Below are 18,297 nucleotides of genomic sequence, written 5' to 3'. Positions count from 1 at the left end.
GCCCATTTCTTTCCGATAAGGCGTCAATTGCGACGGGGTGAGCGATCACCCTTTCGTGTGCTTTTCACCAAAGCCCTCAAGGGAGTTGGAGACAAGGCCGACAAAGGTTCCGTGAGTACCCTTGCGCACACCATGATGACCGCCGCCCGCTCCACAGACTCAGGTCTGGCCGGTCCGGGCGAACTCGACCGCTACCCCTACGCCGAGGCTTCGGCGCCCGACCGCGTCGGAGTGCCCTCCTGGGAAGGAACGGAGCCCGAGCTGGGGCGCGTGAACCGGCGCACCGCCGGCAGCCGTGGACGCGGGCTGCACGGCCAACTCGTCCAGCAGCTGGGACAGATGATCGTCTCCGGCGACCTGGGGGCGGACCGTCCGCTGGTGCCCGAGGAGATCGGCCAGCGCTTCGAGGTCTCCCGCACCGTCGTCCGCGAGTCGCTCCGTGTTCTGGAGGCCAAGGGCCTCGTCAGTGCCCGCCCGAACGTCGGCACGCGCGTGCGTCCCGTCAGTGACTGGAACCTCCTGGATCCGGACATCATCGAATGGCGGGCTTTCGGGCCGCAGCGGGACGACCAGCGCCGCGAGCTGAGCGAGCTGCGCTGGACGATCGAGCCCCTCGCCGCCCGCCTCGCCGCCGGGCACGGCCGCGAGGAGGTGCAGCAGCGTCTGTCCGACATGGTGGAGATCATGAGCCACGCCCTCGCGCAGGGTGACGCGCTGACCTTCTCGCGCGCCGACACCGAGTTCCACGCGCTGCTCATCCAGATCGCGGGCAACCGCATGCTGGAGCACCTCTCCGGGATCGTCTCGGCGGCCCTCCAGGTCTCCGGCGGTCCGGTCACCGGGTGCGACCGGCCGAACGAGGGCTCCCTCGCGCAGCACGCGCGGATCGTGGACGCGCTCGGCACCGGCGACGGCACGGCGGCCGAGGCGGCCATGCGGCAGCTGCTGACCGCCCACCCCGAGGTGGAGCGCGTGGTGCCGGCCCCGCGCGAGCACTGAACCACGCCGAAGGCGGTGCAGTCGCCGGTGTGCCGCGTTCACGTGGTTCTGCGCTCTCGCGGTTCCGATGAGCCGTGCCGGGCCCGGGGCCCGGCCGTCGCCGGACCTCGCCGGATGTCACGGAGTCCGGCGGGGCTCGGCGGCGATGTGGGCCCCTCGAGTGTGCGGGGCGGCCCTTACGGGGCGGCCCTGGTCAGGTCGGAGAGATATCTTTCGCTCACGTCTGATCGCTTTTGACCGCTTACGGGGTGTGACTCGGGCCACGCGGATTGGGCGTAACGCTCGCGGAAACAACGCGATGACCTAAGAGGTGACAGCCGCGGAGGGAATACGGACGCCACAAAAGGCGCTGTGCATCTTCCCGGCCCCCGCCCGCTCCGTCGGCCCATCCCCAGGCCGGTGGTCGGCTCCGGTCCACTGTGGACGGGGCCGGAAGCCGTTTTCCAACGTTCCGAGAGGTTGTTCGTGTCGGCCAGCACATCCCGTACGCTCCCGCCGGAGATCGCCGAGTCCGTCTCTGTCATGGCGCTCATTGAGCGGGGAAAGGCTGAGGGGCAGATCGCCGGCGACGATGTGCGTCGGGCCTTCGAAGCTGACCAGATTCCGGCCACTCAGTGGAAGAACGTACTGCGCAGCCTCAATCAGATCCTTGAGGAAGAGGGTGTGACGCTGATGGTCAGTGCCGCAGAGCCCAAGCGCACCCGAAAGAGCGTCGCAGCGAAGAGCCCGGCGAAGCGCACCGCCACCAAGACGGTCGCGGCCAAGACGGTGACCACCAGGAAGGCCACCGCCACCACGGCGGCCGCCCCGGCAGCGCCCACCGCCGCGGTCGCCGACGATTCCGTCGAGGAAGCCGCACCCGCCAAGAAGGCCGCAGCCAAGAAGACGACCGCCAAGAAGGCGGCCACGAAGAAGACCGTCGCCAAGAAGACGGCCGCGAAGAAGACCACGGGCAAGAAGGAAGACGGCGAGCTTCTCGAGGAAGAGGTCCTCGAGGACACCAAGGTCGCCGACGAGCCCGAGGGTACGGAGAGCGCCGGATTCGTCCTGTCGGACGAGGACGAGGACGACGCGCCCGCCCAGCAGGTCGCCGCAGCCGGTGCCACCGCCGACCCGGTCAAGGACTACCTCAAGCAGATCGGCAAGGTCCCCCTGCTCAACGCCGAGCAGGAGGTCGAGCTGGCCAAGCGCATCGAGGCGGGTCTGTTCGCCGAGGACAAGCTGGCCAACGCCGACAAGCTGGCGCCGAAGCTGAAGCGCGAGCTGGAGATCATCGCCGAGGACGGCCGCCGCGCCAAGAACCACCTCCTGGAGGCCAACCTCCGTCTGGTGGTCTCCCTGGCGAAGCGCTACACCGGCCGCGGCATGCTCTTCCTGGACCTCATCCAGGAGGGCAACCTCGGTCTGATCCGCGCGGTCGAGAAGTTCGACTACACCAAGGGCTACAAGTTCTCCACGTACGCCACCTGGTGGATCCGTCAGGCGATCACCCGCGCCATGGCCGACCAGGCCCGCACCATCCGTATCCCGGTGCACATGGTCGAGGTCATCAACAAGCTCGCGCGCGTGCAGCGCCAGATGCTCCAGGACCTGGGCCGCGAGCCCACCCCGGAGGAGCTGGCCAAGGAACTCGACATGACCCCCGAGAAGGTCATCGAGGTCCAGAAGTACGGCCGCGAGCCCATCTCGCTGCACACCCCGCTGGGTGAGGACGGCGACAGCGAGTTCGGTGACCTCATCGAGGACTCCGAGGCCGTCGTCCCCGCCGACGCCGTCAGCTTCACGCTCCTGCAGGAGCAGCTGCACTCCGTCCTGGACACCCTGTCCGAGCGCGAGGCCGGCGTGGTCTCCATGCGCTTCGGCCTCACCGACGGTCAGCCGAAGACCCTCGACGAGATCGGCAAGGTGTACGGCGTGACGCGTGAGCGCATCCGCCAGATCGAGTCCAAGACCATGTCGAAGCTGCGCCACCCCTCGCGTTCCCAGGTGCTGCGCGACTACCTCGACTAGATCGCACGCGTACGACGGCGAAGGCCCGGTTTCCCCGCGCGGGGGCCGGGCCTTCGTGCTGCGGGCTTCGATGGGGTGGATGACTCTGGGTGTTCCAGTACCACCCTGAGTGAGGAGTCCGCATGCGCCGTTCCGTTGTCCGGACATTGATCCGGCCGTTGGCTCTGGCGGCCACCATGAGCGCCATACCCCTGATCGGGGCCGCCCCGGCGGCCGTCGGCAGTGTGGTGGTCGGGGGGTTCCCGATAGACGTCTCCCAGGCCCCGTGGACGGTGGCGCTGTCCAGCCGTGACCGGTTCGGAGGTACGCGGGCGGGGCAGTTCTGCGGCGGCGTGGTGGTCGCGCCGACCACCGTGGTCACCGCGGCCCACTGCATGGGCGAGGACGCCCTCGGGGCGCCCCCGAACCAGGTACGCGACCTCAAGGTCATCGCCGGGCGCACCGACCTGCTGGCCGACGGCGGCGAGGAGGTCGCGGTGAAGGATGTCCGGGTCAATCCGGGCTACGACGCCGTCGCGAACTCCGGCGACTTCGCCGTGCTCACGCTCGCGCGGCCGCTGCCGAAGAGCGCTGTCGTGCCCATGGCGGCGGCCGGCGACCCGGCGTACACACCGGGTACGCAGGCCCTGGTCTCGGGATGGGGCGACACGACCGGGGACGGGTCCTACACCCGTCGCCTGCACGGCGCGGACGTGCATGTGCTGGCGGACGATCTCTGCGTCCGGGCCTATCCGGGGGGCGGGGACGGCGCCTACCGCGCCGACTCCATGCTCTGCGGCGGAGAGGTCGCAGGAGGTCCGGACGCCTGTCAGGGCGACAGCGGCGGCCCTCTGGTGGCCGGTGGACGGCTGATCGGACTCGTGTCATGGGGGAACGGCTGCGGACGGCCGGGAAGCCCTGGTGTCTACACACGCGTGTCCGACGTCGAACGCGTGCTGGAAAAGGACACCGGGGGCACCGGGGACCCACAGGGGGCTCAGAGAGCTTCCTGAGGGCGTTGTGAGAGCTCCCTGAGGCGTTCTCGGGGATGAGCGCGGGCGGCCGCTCCTGGAGAGGAGCGGCCGCCCGTTCACCGGCCTGTGCCGGGGCTGGCTCGTCGTGGACGCGAGATTCAGCGCTCTTCGTCGGAAGCGTTGCCGGGAACGGCCGTCAGTCGCTCTGTCTCGTCCTGTATCTCAGCGGCGATCTTCTTGAGTTCCGGCTCGAACTTGCGACCGTGGTGGGCGCAGAAGAGCAGTTCTCCGCCGCTGAGCAGCACGACGCGCAGGTATGCCTGGGCGCCGCAGCGGTCGCAGCGATCGGCGGCCGTCAGCGGGCTCGCGGGGGTCAGAACAGTAGTCACGTCGCCTCTTCTCTAGCTCGACGAGCTGTCGTACCAGGGTCAACATCCAACCAGCCCGAAAACGTTCCCGCTCGTGGCTTTTCCTCGAAAAAAATCTTTCCGGGGCGGCTGCTGCTGCCGGTTGGCGGCGAATGTGCCGTAGTGCGCTTCTTGTGTGCTTACGGTTTCGCGCTTGTCTTCAGTCTCGGTCCTCCCGGCGGGGTTGCCGGTTGTTCATGAGGACGTGCCCGGAGCCTAAATGGTTCATGCCTCCAATGGAACGTGATGTGCACTTCACTCCATCGAGGGATCGAACATCCATACGACCGTGGACTAGTCTGAGTTTCCCGACGAGGGTGGCGTTACACCGGCTCTACCAGGCCTCGGTACCCTCTGAGCGGAGACCGAAGCCGGCCCCGTACGCCAAAGGGGCCCACCAGAAATTCAGCGAGGAGCGAACCGCGTGACCGCCGACACGTCCGTGCCGTCCACAGCGCTGCTGGCAGGAGCAGACCGGGACGGTTCCAACTACACCGCGCGGCACCTGCTCGTACTCGAGGGTCTCGAGGCCGTACGCAAGCGCCCGGGTATGTACATCGGCTCGACCGACAGCCGCGGTCTGATGCACTGCCTCTGGGAGATCATCGACAACTCCGTGGACGAAGCCCTCGGCGGGTACTGCGACCACATCGAGGTGATCCTCCACGACGACAACTCCGTCGAGGTCCGCGACAACGGCCGAGGCATCCCCGTGGACGTGGAGCCCAAGACCGGCCTGTCCGGCGTCGAGGTCGTCATGACCAAGCTGCACGCCGGTGGCAAGTTCGGCGGCGGCTCGTACGCCGCCTCCGGCGGTCTGCACGGTGTGGGTGCCTCCGTCGTCAACGCGCTCTCCGCGCGCCTCGACGTCGAGGTGGACCGTGGTGGTCACACCCACGCCATCAGCTTCCGGCGCGGTGTCCCGGGTGCCTTCGCGGGCAACGGCCCGGAGGCCAAGTTCGAGGCCGGGAACGGCCTCGCCAAGGCCAAGAGGATCCCCAAGACCCGCACCGGCACGCGTGTGCGCTACTGGGCCGACCGGCAGATCTTCCTCAAGGACGCCAAGCTCACCCTGGACACCCTGCACCAGCGCGCGCGCCAGACCGCGTTCCTGGTGCCCGGCCTGACCATCGTCGTCCGCGACGAGTCCGGCCTCGGCGAGGGCGGCAGCAAGGGCGAGGAGTCCTTCCGTTTCGACGGGGGCATCTCCGAGTTCTGCGAGTACCTGGCGAACGACAAGCCGGTGTCCGACGTGGTCCGCTTCTCGGGCAAGGGCACCTTCAAGGAGACCGTCCCCGTCCTGGACGAGCACGGCCAGATGACGCCCACCGACGTCACCCGCGAACTGGGCGTGGACATCGCGCTGCGCTGGGGGACCGGTTACGACACGACCCTGAGGTCGTTCGTCAACATCATCGCCACTCCCAAGGGCGGCACCCACGTCGCGGGCTTCGAGCAGGCCCTCACCCAGACGCTGAACGACGTGCTGCGCGCCAAGAAGATGCTCCGTGTGGCCGAGGACAACATCGTCAAGGACGACGCTCTGGAGGGCCTCACCGCCGTCGTCACCGTGCGCCTGGCCGAGCCGCAGTTCGAGGGCCAGACCAAGGAGGTCCTCGGCACCTCGGCGGCCCGGCGCATCGTGAACAACGTGGTCACCACGGAGCTGAAGGGGTTCCTGACCTCCACCAAGCGGGACGCCGCCGCCCAGGCCCGGGTCGTCATGGAGAAGGTGGTCGCCGCCGCACGCACGCGCGTGGCCGCCCGCCAGCACAAGGACGCCCAGCGGCGGAAGACCGCTCTGGAGTCCTCGTCCCTGCCGGCCAAGCTCGCCGACTGCCGCAGCGACGACGTCGACCGCAGCGAACTGTTCATCGTCGAGGGCGACTCCGCGCTCGGTACGGCGAAGCTGGCTCGGAACTCCGAGTTCCAGGCACTGCTGCCGATCCGGGGCAAGATCCTCAACGTGCAGCGGTCGTCCGTGACCGACATGCTCAAGAACGTCGAGTGCGGCGCGATCATCCAGGTCATAGGAGCGGGCTCGGGCCGCACCTTCGACATCGACCAGGCTCGCTACGGCAAGATCATCATGATGACCGACGCCGATGTGGACGGCTCCCACATCCGCTGCCTGCTGCTGACGCTGTTCCAGCGCTACATGCGGCCCATGGTCGAGGCGGGCCGGGTCTTCGCCGCTGTGCCGCCGCTGCACCGCATCGAGCTGGTCCAGCCGAAGAAGGGGCAGGACAAGTACGTCTACACGTACTCGGACCGTGAGCTGCGCGACAAGCTCATGGAGTTCAAGAGCAAGGGCGTCCGGTTCAAGGAGTCCATCCAGCGCTACAAGGGTCTGGGCGAGATGGACGCCGACCAGCTGGCCGAGACCACGATGGACCCGCGCCACCGCACCCTGCGCCGGATCAACCTCTCCGACCTCGACGCCGCCGAACAGGTCTTCGACCTGCTGATGGGCAACGACGTGGCCCCGCGCAAGGAGTTCATCTCCAGCTCGGCCGCGACCTTGGACCGGTCGCGCATCGACGCGTAAGCGCTGCGCTGCATTGCATTGGGCTTCGGCCGACCGGGTGTCCGTTCAGGACGACGGTCGGCCGAAGCCGTGCCGGGAGGTCGTTATCGACCGGAGCCGGAGCCGGAGCCGGAGCCGGAGCCGGGGCAGGGGCCGGAGCAGGGGGTGTGTCATCCGCCGAGATGGTGGCCGTCGAGGCGTCACCGTCACCACCCGACGCCTGCGCTCCGAGTGCATAGGTGACCTTGTGACCCTGGTACGGGGCGGGAACTCTCACCCCCCGCCGGTCTCTGCGGACCAGCTCCCTCCGCGGCTGTCTCCACCCCCGGGTGGAGGCCGGCGGCTTGTGGAGTTCCACCCGTGATCCACCCCTGCTCCGATCTCCCGACCAGCGAGTTTCCGTAATTTTGAGGATGTCGGCAGCGCTCGCTCCCGGCACCGCCCTCTCCCTCACGGAGGCCTCGATGTCCGGGCTCCTCAACGCGTTGGCGATCGTTGCCGTGGTGGCCATCGTGATCGCGCGGCAGTTCCGTGCCCGCGCGATCGACACCGACCGGCGCTGGTGGCTGCTGCCCGTGATCCTCGCGGTCATGGCGGTGCGCGGGGGCGGCATACTCGACGCCCACCACCGCACCGGATCCGCCTCGCTGCTCGCCGTGGAAATGGTCATAGGCCTGGCCACGGGGGCCGGCTGGGCCTGGACCAGCCGGGTGTGGAGGGAGCCGGACGGTGTCGTGTGGAGCAAGAGCACCGGGGCGAGCCTCGCCGTCTGGGGTGTCGGTATCGCCTTGCGCGTCGGCGTCTTCGCCCTCGGCCGGACGTTCGGCGTGCACCAGGACACTTCCGCCCTGATGCTCGGGCTGGCCGCCACCCTGCTGGTTCGCGCGGGCATCGTGACCTGGCGGGCCCGGTCCCTGGGCTCCGTGAGCGGCTCCGCTCCGGCGTACGGTGACGAGGTGCTGTCGGCCCGGAAGGAGCGCGTGTGACGGAGAACGCATGGATCCGCTGGCCGTCACGCGAGGCGCTGGGCCGCGCGGGAACCTCCAGACCTCGACGCCTGATCGCCTGGGGCATCCGGTTGCTGGTGCTCGGGTTGCTCCTGTGGGGTGCCTTCCACCAGGCGCATGTCGGCATCGCCGGAGCGCTCGCCGGCGCCGCCGGAGTCGCGCTGGCGGCAGTCGTCTCCTGGGCCTTCTTCCGGACGACCTACGAGCACCGCCTGGTCCCCTCCCTGGCACTCCTGGGTGTGCTCCTGGGCCTGGCGATCGTCGCCCAGGCCACGGGATTCCGGGAACCGGCCCTGGTGATCTGGTGCGGCTGCGGGATCTCCGCCCTGGAACGGCTGCCTCTCGCGGCAGCCCTGCCCGTGACCTCGGTGGCGCTGGCCTCGTACTCGGCGTTCAACAACGTGTGGCTGACCACGGCCGCCACCGCGGGAGGCATGGCTCTGGCCGGGTACGTCCTGCGACTGGACGCGGAGGCCCGGGGCCAGTCGCAGCGGCTGCTCGCCCAGGAGCGGGCCGCGCGGGCGGCCGAGGCGGAGTCCGCGGCACTGGCCGAACGGGCGAGGATCGCGCGGGAGATCCACGACGTGCTGGCGCACAGCCTCTCGGCGCAACTGGTGCACCTGGAGGCGGCCCGGCTGCTGATCGAGCGCGGCGCCGAACGGGAGCAGATCCTGGAGCGGGTGGTAGCCGCCAGAGGGATGGCCCGCGACGGGCTCGCCGAGACCCGGCAGGCCTTGTCGGCGCTGCGTGGAGACCTCAGCCCGCTGGAGGACTTCCTGACGGAACTGGTCCGTGCGACCGACGGCGCCGAGGTCAGCGTCACGGGTGAACGCAGGGCTCTGCCGGCCGAGGCGTCCCAGGCCGTGCGGCGGGTGGCGCAGGAGGCGGTGACGAACGTCCGCAAGCACGCCCAGGGCGCCAAGGTGCAGGTGCGGCTCGACTACAGCGAGCGGGAAGTGATGCTGAATGTGCGGGACTCGGGAGGCAGACCGGGAGAAATGTCGGGGTCCGGCGGCGGGTACGGTCTGAGAGGCATGCGGGAGCGCGCCGAGCTGCTGGGTGGCTCGCTGGACGCGGGTCCGGACGAGGAGGGGTTCGTGGTGACGCTGAAGGTGCCCGTATGACGGAGACGGAGGGGGCGAAGAAGCCCGCACGGGTGGTGGTCGCCGACGACCAGACGGTCGTACGGGAAGGCATCGTGATGCTGCTCGGGCTGCTGCCGGGGGTGGAGGTGGTGGGCTCGGCGGGGGACGGCGAGCAGGCTGTGCGGCTGGTCGGGGAACTCGCGCCGGACGTCGTGCTGATGGACCTGCGGATGCCGCGCTGCGACGGTGTGGAGGCCACGCGGCGCATCCGGGCGCAGTACCCGGGGACCCAGGTGGTGGTGCTGACCACGTTCGCGGACGACGATTCGCTGTTCCCGGCGCTGCGTGCGGGGGCGCGGGGCTACCTCACGAAGGACGCGGGCGGTGACGAGATCGTGCGCGCCGTCGAGAGTGTCCTGTCAGGCGAGGCGGGGCTCTCGCCGAGCATCCAACGCCGCTTGCTGGAAAGGCTGTCGGAACCGGAGGTCGCAGCGGTGGCGCCGCCCGAGGCGCCCGACGGGCTGACGGCGCGGGAGACCGAGGTGCTGGTGCTGATCGCCGAGGGGCTGACCAACCAGGAGATCGCCCGCAAGCTGCACGTCTCCACCGCGACGGTGAAGACACACATCAACAATCTGTTCGCCAAGACGGGCCTCAAGGACCGGGCGCAGGCGGTGCGTTACGCGTACGGGAAGGGGCTGGTACGGCCACCGGGGAAGTGAATCACCTGATGGGGTGAAGAGCACGGGGAAGAAGAGTCAGAGATCTTCCCGATCTGTCCATCCTTGGGCATGCAGTCAAGCAACGGGCGGTCCCGCGGAACCGGGGGCGGTTCCGAGAGTTCGGCCGATAACCAGGACGACCACGGTGCGGCCTCACGGGACGTGCGGCACGAGGACCCTTGGTACGACGCGTTGGCCTCGGGCTGGGGCGAGTTGGACGGCGCGGGCATGCCGGCGGCGCCCGCCGTGCCGGCCGCCCGCGGGGAGCGGGACGGGGCGGACGTGCGCGCCCGCGACGTGTACGTCGAGGTGCAACGGAGCGAGGCGTTCCAGGAAGTGCGCGGGCGGTACCGGAAGTTCGTGGTGCCGGCGGTCGTGGTCTTTCTGCTCTGGTACGTGGGGTACGTGGTCGCCGCGACGGCGGCGCCCGGTTTCATGGCCCGGTCCGTCGTCGGGGCGGTGAACGTGGGGATGGTCGCGGGGCTCGGGCAGTTCCTCAGCACGTTCCTGCTCACCTGGGCCTATGCACGCCATGCGCGACTGCGTCGGGACAGGGCCGCGCTGGAACTGCGCTGGGACACCCAGGAGCTGACCCGTGGGGTTCAGGGAGGCGCTTCATGACCGGCGGACACCAGACGCTGGCGCTGGTGTTGTTCAGCGGGTTCGTCGCCGTCACGCTGGGGATCACCACTTGGGTGAGCCGCAGGCGGCACGGGTCGGCGGAGGAGTTCTACGTCGGCGGGCGGTTGTTCTCCCCGATGGAGAATGGTTTTGCCATCGCGGGTGACTACATGTCGGCCGCTTCCTTCCTCGGGGTCACGGGGCTCATCGCGCTGTTCGGCTACGACGGGCTGCTGTATGTGGTGGGGTTCCTCGTGGCCTGGCTGGTCGTGCTGTTCCTGGTGGCGGAACTGGTGCGCAACTGCGGGCGGTTCACGCTGGCCGACGTGGTGGCCGCGCGGATGAGCGAGCGGCCGGTGCGGATCGCGGCGGGAACTTCCTCGGTCACCGTGTCCGTTCTCTATCTGGTCGCGCAAATGGTGGGCGCGGGCAGCCTGGTGGCGCTGCTGCTGGGGCGGACGAGCGGGGCGGCGCAGTCGTGGGCGGTCATCGGGGTCGGCGCGCTCATGGTGATCTACGTGTCGTTGGGAGGGATGCGGGCCACCACCTGGATCCAGATCGTGAAGGCGGTGCTGCTGCTCGGCGGGACCATCGTGCTGACCGTGCTCGTCCTGGTGCGGTTCCACGGGGACGTCGACCGGCTGCTGGTCACGGCCGCGGAGCGCAGCGGGCACGGGGAGGCGTTCCTGGCGCCGGGGCTGAAGTACGGCGGGGACTGGACGGCACGCCTGGACTTCATCAGCCTGGGACTCGCGCTGGTGCTGGGTACGGCGGGTCTGCCGCACATCCTGTCCCGCTTCTACACCGTGCCGACCGCACGGGCCGCCCGGCGTTCGACGGTGTGGTCGATCGGGCTGATCGGTGGCTTCTACCTGATGACGATCGTGCTGGGTTTCGGGGCGGCGGCGATCGTGGGGCCGAAAGCCATGCGCGAGTCGAGCGAGGCAGGGAACACGGCGATGCCCCTGCTCGCACTCGACCTGGGCGGCGGCCCCTCGTCCACAGGGGGGACGGTTCTGTTCGCGGTCGTCGCCGCCGTCGCGTTCGCGACGATCCTCGCCGTGGTCGCCGGGATCACGCTCGCCTCCTCGGCGTCCGTGGCCCACGACCTGTACGCGTCGCTCAGGCGGTCGCACGCCACGATGCGCAGCGAGGTGGCGGTGGCGCGGGTCGCCGCGGTCGGCATCGGTGTCGTCGCGATCGCGCTCGGGCTGCTGGCCCGTGACCTCAACGTCGCCTTCCTGGTGGGCCTCGCCTTCGCCGTGGCCGCGTCCGCGAACCTGCCGGTGCTGCTGTACTCGCTCTTCTGGCGCGGCTTCACCACACGCGGCGCGGTGTGGTCCGTCTACGGAGGGCTGATTCCCGCGCTGGCTCTGGTGCTGTTGTCGCCGGTGGTGTCCGGCAGTCCGGGATCGCTGTTCCCGGACGTCGACTTCCAGTACTTCCCGTTGCAGAACCCGGGCATCGTCTCCATCCCGCTGGGCTTCCTCGCCGGGTGGCTGGGCACGATCACCTCCGACGAGGTCGCGGACGAGGCCAAGTACGCGGAGACCGAGGTGCGGTCGCTGACGGGCGCCGGAGCCGTCTGAGCACCGGTGTCGGCGCCGTCGTACCCCTCCGCCGCCCGGACTCCGCTACGGCGCCACCCAGGCGTAACGGTGCTCCGGGCGGCCGGTGTCGCCGTACTTGAGGGAGAGGCGCAGGCGGCCGGCCTGTTCCAGATGGCGGAGATAGCGCTGGGCCGTGGAGCGGCTCAGGCCTGTCAGGGCCGCCACCTCGTGGGCGGACAGCGGCTCGTCCGAGCCGTGCAGGACGCCGCAGATCAGGTCGGTCGTGGGTTCCGAGTGGCCGCTGGGCAGGCCCGGCGCGGACGGTGCCGGGGCCGTGCGCAGGGCGCCGAAGATCCGGTCGACCTGTTCCTGGCCCGTCAGCCCCCGGCCGCCCACCCGGTCGACGGTGCGGCGCAGGGCGGCGTACGAGTCCAGGCGGCTGCGCAGGGCGGCGAAGGTGAACGGTTTGACCAGGTAGTGCAGGGCGCCCAGCCGCATCGCCCGCTGGACGGTCGTCACGTCGCTGGCTGCCGTGATCATGATGACGTCCGTGCCGTGGCCCTGCTCGCGCATGCGGTGGACGAGTTCGAGACCGGTCCGGTCCGGCAGGTAGTGGTCCAGCAGAACGAGGTCGATGGCGCCGCGCTCGACGGCGGCCAGAGCCTGGGCAGCGCTGTGCGCGCGGGCGGCCACCCGGAAGCCGGGAACCTTTCCCACGTACTTCGCGTTTATCTCTGCGACGCGGAAGTCGTCGTCCACCACCAGGACGTCAATCATCAGGCCTCTCCTTCAAGGCCGGCGAGCGTTAAGCCCGTGTTACGTGCTCCGCAGTTGTAGCGCGAGCAAAACGAGCACAACAGGCCCTTGCGAGCAAAAGAACGGCTTGTGCTCACAAGACTGCTGCTGTGGCCGGGGCCACACCTACCGTCCCGGCCATGAGCACAGACACCAGCCCCGCCATCGAGCTACGGGGCGCGAGCAAAACCTTCAGGACCCCGTCGGGAGGTCTGCACACGGCCGTGCGCGGGCTGGACCTCACCGTGCGGCGCGGTGAGTTCGTGGCCGTCGTCGGACCGACGGGCTGCGGCAAGTCCACCACGCTGACCCTCGTCAGCGGCCTGGAGGAGCCCACCGAGGGCGAGGTGCTGGTGGCCGGGGAGCCGGTCGACGGCGTCGGTGACAAGGTCGGGTTCGTCTTCCAGCAGGACGCCACCTTCCCCTGGCGGACGGTGCTGTCCAACGTCATGGCGGGCCCCCGCTTCCGGGGCGTGCCGAAGGCGGAGGCCAAGGAGAAGGCCCGTGAGTGGCTGGCCCGCGTCGGCCTGGCCGCCTTCGAGGACCGCTATCCGCACCAGCTCTCCGGCGGTCAGCGCAAGCGCGTCGCCCTCGCCGCCACCTTCGTCAACGACCCCGAGATCCTGCTCATGGACGAGCCGTTCTCCGCGCTCGACGTGCAGACCAGGGCCCTGATGTCGGACGAACTGCTGGAGCTGTGGGCGGGGACCGGCGCCTCGGTCGTCTTCGTCACCCACGACCTGGAGGAGTCCATCGCGCTGGCCGACAAGGTCGTCGTGATGACCGCCGGGCCCGCGACCGTGAAGCAGGTCTTCGACATCGACCTGCCCCGCCCGCGCAAGGTCGAGTCGGTGCGCCTGGAGCCGCGGTTCATCGAGATCTACCGCGAGATCTGGGAGTCGCTCGGCGAAGAGGTCCGCATCACCCGCGAGAGGGGCGCCGCCCATGTCGCCTGACGTCATCACCACACCGGTCGTGGACACGGCCAAGACGCCGGGCCGCGCGGAGTCGCGGGCCCAGGCAGCCCGCAGACGCAAGGCGCTCGTCGCCGCCGCGCGGGTGCTGCTCCTGGTGGCCGTGCTCGGCCTGTGGGAGGCGCTGTCCCGGGCCGAGATCATCGACCCGTTCAACTTCTCGATGCCCTCGAAGATCTGGGACCAGATCTACACCTGGCTGACGCACGGCACCGCGCTCGGATCCCTGGGCGAGCAGATCTGGGCCACGCTGTACGAGGCGCTGGTCGGCTGGGTCCTCGGTGTGATCGCCGGTGTCGTGTTCGGTATCGCGCTCGGCCGGATCGCCTTCCTCGCCGATGTCCTTGGTCCATACATCAAGGTGCTCAACTCGATCCCCCGGATCGTCCTCGCCCCGATCTTCGTGATCTGGTTCGGTCTCGGACCGGCCTCCAAGGTCGCCTCGGCCGTGGTGCTCGTCTTCTTCCCGGTGTTCTTCAACGCCTTCCAGGGTGCCCGCGAGGTGGACCGCAACCTGGTCTCGAACGCCCGCATCCTGGGTGCCAGCGACCGCCGGGTGACGCTTCAGGTCGTCATCCCCTCGGCGACCTCGTGGATCTTCACCAGCCTCCACGTCAGCTTCGGTTTCGCCCTCATCGGCGCCATCGTCGGCGAGTACATCGGCGCCACCAAGGGCATCGGCCTGCTCGTCGCCCAGTCCCAAGGCACCTTCAACGCGGCCGGCGTGTACGCCGCCATGGTCATCCTCGCGGCCGTCGCACTCGTCGCCGAGGGCCTGCTGACCTTCGCCGAGCGCCGCATCTTCCGGTGGAAGCCGTCCAGCTCGGACAGCTGACCGAGCCTCGCGGACACCCCCGCAGACACATCACCGGCAGACACCCCCCCCAGAACCTGTTCCCATCCCCGCACCGCCCTCTCACAAGGACGTGAAACCGTCATGCGCAAGACCGCCAGATACGCGTCGCTGGCCGCCGCCGGCCTGCTCGCCCTCACCTCCCTCACCGCCTGCGCGAACGACGCGGCCGGCACCGCCTCCAGCGGCTCCGGCAGCAAGGGCGACGGCAAGGGCGAGAAGGTCAAGATCATGGTCGGTGGCCTGGACAAGGTCATCTACCTGCCGGCGATGCTCACCCAGCGGCTGGGCTACTTCGACTCCGAGGGCCTCGACGTGGAGCTGCTGAGCGAGCCGGCCGGCGTCCAGGCCGAGACCGCGCTCGTCTCCGGCCAGGTCCAGGGAGCGGTCGGCTTCTACGACCACACCCTCGACCTCCAGACGAAGGGCAAGGCCGTGGAGTCCGTCGTGCAGTTCTCGCACGCGCCCGGCGAGGTCGAGATCGTCTCCAACAAGGCGGCGGGTGACGTCACGTCGCCCAAGGACTTCAAGGGCAAGAAGCTCGGTGTCACCGGCCTCGGCTCCTCGACCGACTTCCTCACCAAGTACCTCGCGGTCAAGAACGGCGTCCAGGTCAGCGAGTTCACGCCGGTCGCCGTCGGAGCCGGCCCGACGTTCATCGCGGCACTGGAGAAGGGCGCCATCGACGCGGGCATGACGACCGACCCGACCGTCGCGACGATCCTCGCGAAGAAGTCCGGCAAGGTGCTCGTCGACATGCGTACCCCGGAGGGTTCGCAGCAGGCGCTGGGCGGGCCGTACCCGTCGTCCAGCTTGTACATGCAGACGGACTGGGTGAACGGACACAAGGCCACCGTCCAGAAGTTGGCCAACGCGTTCGTCAAGACGCTCCAGTGGATGTCCACCCACAGCGCCACCGAGATCGCGGACAAGATGCCCGCGGACTACTCCCAGGGCGACAAGACGCTCTACGCCGACGCGATCAAGAGCACGCTGCCGATGTTCACCAAGGACGGTGTGATGCCCGAGAACGGTCCGCAGACCGTCGAGGCGGTCCTCAAGGCGTTCAACCCCAACATCAAGAACGCCAAGGTGGACCTGAGCAAGACGTACACGACCGAGTTCGTCGAGAAGGCCGGCAAGTAGCCGCTCGCCGAAGTCCGTTCCGCTCCGCTCAGGCGCGGGTCGCCCACACGTAACGGTGTTCCGGGCGGCCCGCGTCGCCGTATCTGAGGGTCAGCAGCGCCCGCCCGGTGCGCTCCAGGAGCTTGAGATAGCGCTGGGCGGTCTGCCGGCTCACCCCGGTCCGCTCGGCGATCTCCTGGGCGGACAGGGAGCCTTCGGCGCTCAGCAGGGCCTGGCGCACCAGCTCGGCGGTCGTCGGGGAGTGCCCCTTGGGCAGCCCGGGCTCCGACGGCGCGTACAGGGCGCCGAAGATGCGGTCCACCTCGGCCTGTTCGGCCTCCCCGCCGCCGTCCAGCGTGCGGCGCAGCAAGGCGTACGCCTCCAGCTTGGCGCGCAGCCCGGCGAAGGCGAATGGTTTCACCAGGTACTGCAGGGCGCCGTGCCGCATGGCCGCCTGGACGGTCGACACGTCACGCGCGGCCGTCACCATGATCACGTCGCACTGGTGGCCGCGCCTGCGCATCTCCTGGACGACCGAGAGCCCCGTGTCGTCGGGCAGGTAGTGGTCCATCAGGACCAGGTCGAGCCGGGGCAGCGTCTCCAACTGATGGATCGCCTCGGCCGCGTTGTGCGCCTCGCCGGCGACATGGAAGCCGGGCACCTTCTCGACGTACGCGGCGTTCACCCGGGCGACCCGGGTGTCGTCGTCCACGACCAGGACCTCGATCATCGCGCCTCCTCCTCGGCACGGGCCGGACCGTCCACAGGCGCGGCACCGGGCTCCCCGGAGCGGGGGGCCGGCACGGCCGCGCCGGAATCCGCGTATCCGCCGAGCGCGGGCGCCGGTTCCGGTTCGGTCAGCGCTTCGTCCAGCGCTTCGTCCAGCACTTCGTCCAGTGCCTCGTCCAGCGCTTCGGTCAGCGCCTCGGGCAGGACGACGGTGAACTCCGCGCCCCCGCCGTTCCCCGTGCCCACCGTCGCGCTCCCGCCCTGGCGCTCGGCGAAGCGGCGCACCAGCGAGAGCCCGATGCCGCGCTTGCCGTGCGCGGGCGGCTTCTTCGTGGACCACCCCTCGGTGAAGACCAACTCCCGGCGGTCCTCGGGCACTCCGGGACCGGTGTCGTGCACGCGAAGGACGACCGTACGTCCCTCGGCGCGCAACTCGACCTCCACGCGCGCGTGGGGCGTGCCCGCGACGGCGTCGAGCGCGTTGTCCACCAGGTTCCCCACGACCGTGACCAGGCCCCGGGGGTCGATCAGCCGGTCCGGGAGCCGCGTGCGTTCCGACACCCACAGGGCCACCCCGCGCTCCGCGGCCACGGTGGCCTTGCCGACCAGAAGGGCCGCGAGCAGCGGGTCCTGGATCTTCTCCGTGACCTGCTCGGCGGTGACCCGGTGATCGCCGACCACCTCGCCGACGAACTCCACGGCGTCGTCGTACATCTCCAGCTCCAGCAGGCCCAGCAGGGTGTGCATACGGTTGGCGTGCTCGTGGTCCTGCGCGCGCAGGGCGTCGATCAGACCGCGCGTGGAGTCGAGTTCGCGGCCCAGCTGCTCCAGCTCGGTACGGTCGCGCAGGGTGGCCACGGCACCGCCGTCGTCGGTGGGCATCCGGTTGGCGACCAGGACGCGCTGTCCGCGCACGGTGAGCAGGTCGGTGCCCGTCACCCGGCCGGCCAGGACGTCCGTCGTACGACCGGCGCCGAGCGCCTCGTCCAGGGAAAGGCCGACGGACTCGTCGCCGATGCCCAGCAGCCGTCGCGCCTCGTCGTTGAGCAGGCGGATACGGCCGCCGCGGTCCAGGGCCACCACGCCCTCCCGGATGCTGTGCAGCATCGCCTCGCGCTCCGCGAGCAGCGCCGATATGTCGGAGAAGGCCAGGTCACGGGTCTGCCGCTGGACCCTGCGGGAGATCAGCCAGGCGGCCAGCGCGCCCACCGCGAGGGCGCCGCCCGCGTAGGCGAACAGCCCCGGGATCGCGCTGAGCAGCCGGGCGCGCACGCTGTCGTAGGCGATACCGACCGACACCGCGCCGACGAGCCGGTGGTCGGCGTCGTACAACGGCACCTTCCCGCGGGCGGAGCGGCCCAGCGTGCCGCTGTCGATCTCCATGACGTCCTTGCCGGCCAGGGCGTCGCTGGGGTCCGTGGAGACGCGGTGGCCGATCTGGGACGAGGTGGGGTGGGACCAGCGCACCCAGCGCGTGTCCAGCACCACGATGTACTCGGCACGCGTGGCGTGCCGGATCCGCTCGGCCTCCTTCTGCACCGGGCCGTCCTCGGTCGGCGGGGTGTGCAGGACGCCCTCGGCGATCTCGGGATCCTGCGCCGTGGTCTGCGCGATGGCCAGCGCGCGGCGCATCGCCTCCTGGTCCAGCTGCTTGCTCAGCGGCGCGAGGAACAGCCCCGTCGCGAGTACCGCGACTCCCGCGGCGATCGCCACCTGCATCAGCAGCACCTGCGAGAAGACCCGCCGTGGCAGACCGAGGCGCAGGCGGCGTGCGGGGGGAGTGGGGCTCATACCCACGACGGTACGTGGCGGGACCGGCGCGGCCCCAGGGGGTGTGGCGTGGATCTCTTGACCAGTTCTTGACGGAAGCGGCGGGATGACGGAAGTGGCGGGATGACGGAAGTGGCGGCATTTCGGAAGCAGCGGTATTTACGGATGCG

General features: G+C 69.8%; 16 protein-coding genes. 12 read left to right on the top strand and 4 right to left on the bottom strand.

All coding sequences use genetic code 11. The annotated features are described in order from the left end of the window. Positions 1–111: 111 nt before the first annotated feature. From ACGFYV_RS04850 to ACGFYV_RS04840, 3 genes are all read left to right on the top strand, one after another. Positions 112–999, top strand: a complete 888-nt coding sequence (locus ACGFYV_RS04850) for a FadR/GntR family transcriptional regulator (protein WP_393876918.1) — start codon at positions 112–114, stop codon at positions 997–999. Between the two features lie 465 nt (positions 1,000–1,464). After that, entirely contained in the window at positions 1,465–3,009 is a 1,545-nt protein-coding gene (locus ACGFYV_RS04845; protein ID WP_393876917.1) for an RNA polymerase sigma factor, read from the top strand. Positions 3,010–3,131: 122 nt separating this feature from the next. Continuing rightward, entirely contained in the window at positions 3,132–4,001 is an 870-nt protein-coding gene (locus ACGFYV_RS04840) for a S1 family peptidase (protein WP_393876916.1), read from the top strand. Positions 4,002–4,120: 119 nt separating this feature from the next. Here ACGFYV_RS04840 and ACGFYV_RS04835 read toward each other — a convergent pair whose 3' ends face one another. Then, positions 4,121–4,351, bottom strand: a complete 231-nt coding sequence (locus ACGFYV_RS04835; protein WP_393876915.1) for a hypothetical protein — start codon at positions 4,349–4,351, stop codon at positions 4,121–4,123. 442 nt (positions 4,352–4,793) lie between these two features. On the opposite strand from ACGFYV_RS04835, the gene ACGFYV_RS04830 reads away from it, so the two are divergent. From ACGFYV_RS04830 to ACGFYV_RS04805, 6 genes are all read left to right on the top strand, one after another. Then, a complete protein-coding gene (locus tag ACGFYV_RS04830) occupies positions 4,794–6,917 on the top strand; it encodes a type IIA DNA topoisomerase subunit B (protein ID WP_393876914.1) in 2,124 nt (707 codons plus the stop codon). Positions 6,918–7,360: 443 nt separating this feature from the next. Then, complete coding sequence (locus ACGFYV_RS04825) at positions 7,361–7,882, top strand: DUF1453 domain-containing protein (protein ID WP_393876980.1); 522 nt, start codon at positions 7,361–7,363, stop codon at positions 7,880–7,882. Next, positions 7,879–9,027, top strand: coding sequence for a sensor histidine kinase (locus tag ACGFYV_RS04820; RefSeq protein WP_393876913.1), 1,149 nt, complete (start codon positions 7,879–7,881; stop codon positions 9,025–9,027). The genes ACGFYV_RS04825 and ACGFYV_RS04820 overlap by 4 nt, the downstream gene beginning before the upstream one ends. Then, positions 9,024–9,710 carry a response regulator gene (locus tag ACGFYV_RS04815; RefSeq protein WP_393876912.1) on the top strand — a complete coding sequence of 229 codons (687 nt, stop codon included), beginning with the start codon at positions 9,024–9,026 and terminating at the stop codon, positions 9,708–9,710. The genes ACGFYV_RS04820 and ACGFYV_RS04815 overlap by 4 nt, the downstream gene beginning before the upstream one ends. A 69-nt stretch (positions 9,711–9,779) precedes the next feature. Beyond that, positions 9,780–10,331, top strand: coding sequence for a DUF485 domain-containing protein (locus ACGFYV_RS04810; RefSeq protein WP_393876911.1), 552 nt, complete (start codon positions 9,780–9,782; stop codon positions 10,329–10,331). Beyond that, on the top strand, positions 10,328–11,920 hold the full coding sequence (locus ACGFYV_RS04805) for a cation acetate symporter (RefSeq protein WP_393876910.1): 1,593 nt from the start codon (positions 10,328–10,330) through the stop codon (positions 11,918–11,920). Before ACGFYV_RS04810 ends, ACGFYV_RS04805 begins: the two co-directional genes overlap by 4 nt. Positions 11,921–11,965: 45 nt before the next feature. Here the strand turns inward: ACGFYV_RS04805 and ACGFYV_RS04800 are convergent, their stop codons facing one another. Further along, positions 11,966–12,658: a response regulator gene (locus ACGFYV_RS04800; RefSeq protein ID WP_393876909.1), complete on the bottom strand. Its 693-nt coding sequence runs from the start codon at positions 12,656–12,658 to the stop codon at positions 11,966–11,968. A gap of 158 nt (positions 12,659–12,816) precedes the next feature. Here ACGFYV_RS04800 and ACGFYV_RS04795 point away from each other — a divergent pair, with 158 nt between their 5' ends. From ACGFYV_RS04795 to ACGFYV_RS04785, 3 genes are all read left to right on the top strand, one after another. After that, positions 12,817–13,632 (top strand): ABC transporter ATP-binding protein, encoded by an 816-nt coding sequence (locus ACGFYV_RS04795; RefSeq protein ID WP_393876908.1) that lies wholly within the window; start codon positions 12,817–12,819, stop codon positions 13,630–13,632. Then, entirely contained in the window at positions 13,622–14,485 is an 864-nt protein-coding gene (locus ACGFYV_RS04790) for an ABC transporter permease (protein ID WP_393876907.1), read from the top strand. The genes ACGFYV_RS04795 and ACGFYV_RS04790 overlap by 11 nt, the downstream gene beginning before the upstream one ends. A gap of 102 nt (positions 14,486–14,587) precedes the next feature. Continuing rightward, a complete protein-coding gene (locus tag ACGFYV_RS04785; RefSeq protein WP_393876906.1) occupies positions 14,588–15,649 on the top strand; it encodes an ABC transporter substrate-binding protein in 1,062 nt (353 codons plus the stop codon). Positions 15,650–15,677: 28 nt separating this feature from the next. On the opposite strand, the gene ACGFYV_RS04780 is transcribed toward ACGFYV_RS04785, so the two are convergent. Together ACGFYV_RS04780 and ACGFYV_RS04775 are read right to left on the bottom strand one after the other, a co-directional pair. Next, on the bottom strand, positions 15,678–16,358 hold the full coding sequence (locus ACGFYV_RS04780; protein ID WP_393876905.1) for a response regulator: 681 nt from the start codon (positions 16,356–16,358) through the stop codon (positions 15,678–15,680). Next, the gene (locus tag ACGFYV_RS04775; protein ID WP_393876904.1) at positions 16,355–18,148 is read right to left on the bottom strand and encodes an ATP-binding protein; all 1,794 of its coding nucleotides are present in this window, start codon (positions 18,146–18,148) and stop codon (positions 16,355–16,357) included. Before ACGFYV_RS04775 ends, ACGFYV_RS04780 begins: the two co-directional genes overlap by 4 nt. Positions 18,149–18,297: the final 149 nt, after the last annotated feature.

It is taken from the genome of Streptomyces sp. NPDC048297, from assembly GCF_043201585.1.
Taxonomy (GTDB): Bacteria; Actinomycetota; Actinomycetes; order Streptomycetales; family Streptomycetaceae; genus Streptomyces.
The sequence above is the reverse complement of the archived record's forward strand: the minus strand, read 5'-3'. Positions and strand labels throughout refer to the sequence as shown.

Bases quoted from the DNA above. Each gene is read 5' to 3' on its own strand.
- ACGFYV_RS04825 (WP_393876980.1), top strand. From the start codon at position 7,361: ATGTCCGGGCTCCTCAACGCGTTGGCGATCGTTGCCGTGGTGGCCATC.
- ACGFYV_RS04840 (WP_393876916.1), top strand. From the start codon at position 3,132: ATGCGCCGTTCCGTTGTCCGGACATTGATCCGGCCGTTGGCTCTGGCG.
- ACGFYV_RS04805 (WP_393876910.1), top strand. From the start codon at position 10,328: ATGACCGGCGGACACCAGACGCTGGCGCTGGTGTTGTTCAGCGGGTTC.
- ACGFYV_RS04775 (WP_393876904.1), bottom strand. From the start codon at position 18,148: ATGAGCCCCACTCCCCCCGCACGCCGCCTGCGCCTCGGTCTGCCACGG.
- ACGFYV_RS04810 (WP_393876911.1), top strand. From the start codon at position 9,780: ATGCAGTCAAGCAACGGGCGGTCCCGCGGAACCGGGGGCGGTTCCGAG.
- ACGFYV_RS04815 (WP_393876912.1), top strand. From the start codon at position 9,024: ATGACGGAGACGGAGGGGGCGAAGAAGCCCGCACGGGTGGTGGTCGCC.
- ACGFYV_RS04785 (WP_393876906.1), top strand. From the start codon at position 14,588: ATGCGCAAGACCGCCAGATACGCGTCGCTGGCCGCCGCCGGCCTGCTC.
- ACGFYV_RS04780 (WP_393876905.1), bottom strand. From the start codon at position 16,358: ATGATCGAGGTCCTGGTCGTGGACGACGACACCCGGGTCGCCCGGGTG.
- ACGFYV_RS04795 (WP_393876908.1), top strand. From the start codon at position 12,817: ATGAGCACAGACACCAGCCCCGCCATCGAGCTACGGGGCGCGAGCAAA.
- ACGFYV_RS04800 (WP_393876909.1), bottom strand. From the start codon at position 12,658: ATGATTGACGTCCTGGTGGTGGACGACGACTTCCGCGTCGCAGAGATA.
- ACGFYV_RS04790 (WP_393876907.1), top strand. From the start codon at position 13,622: ATGTCGCCTGACGTCATCACCACACCGGTCGTGGACACGGCCAAGACG.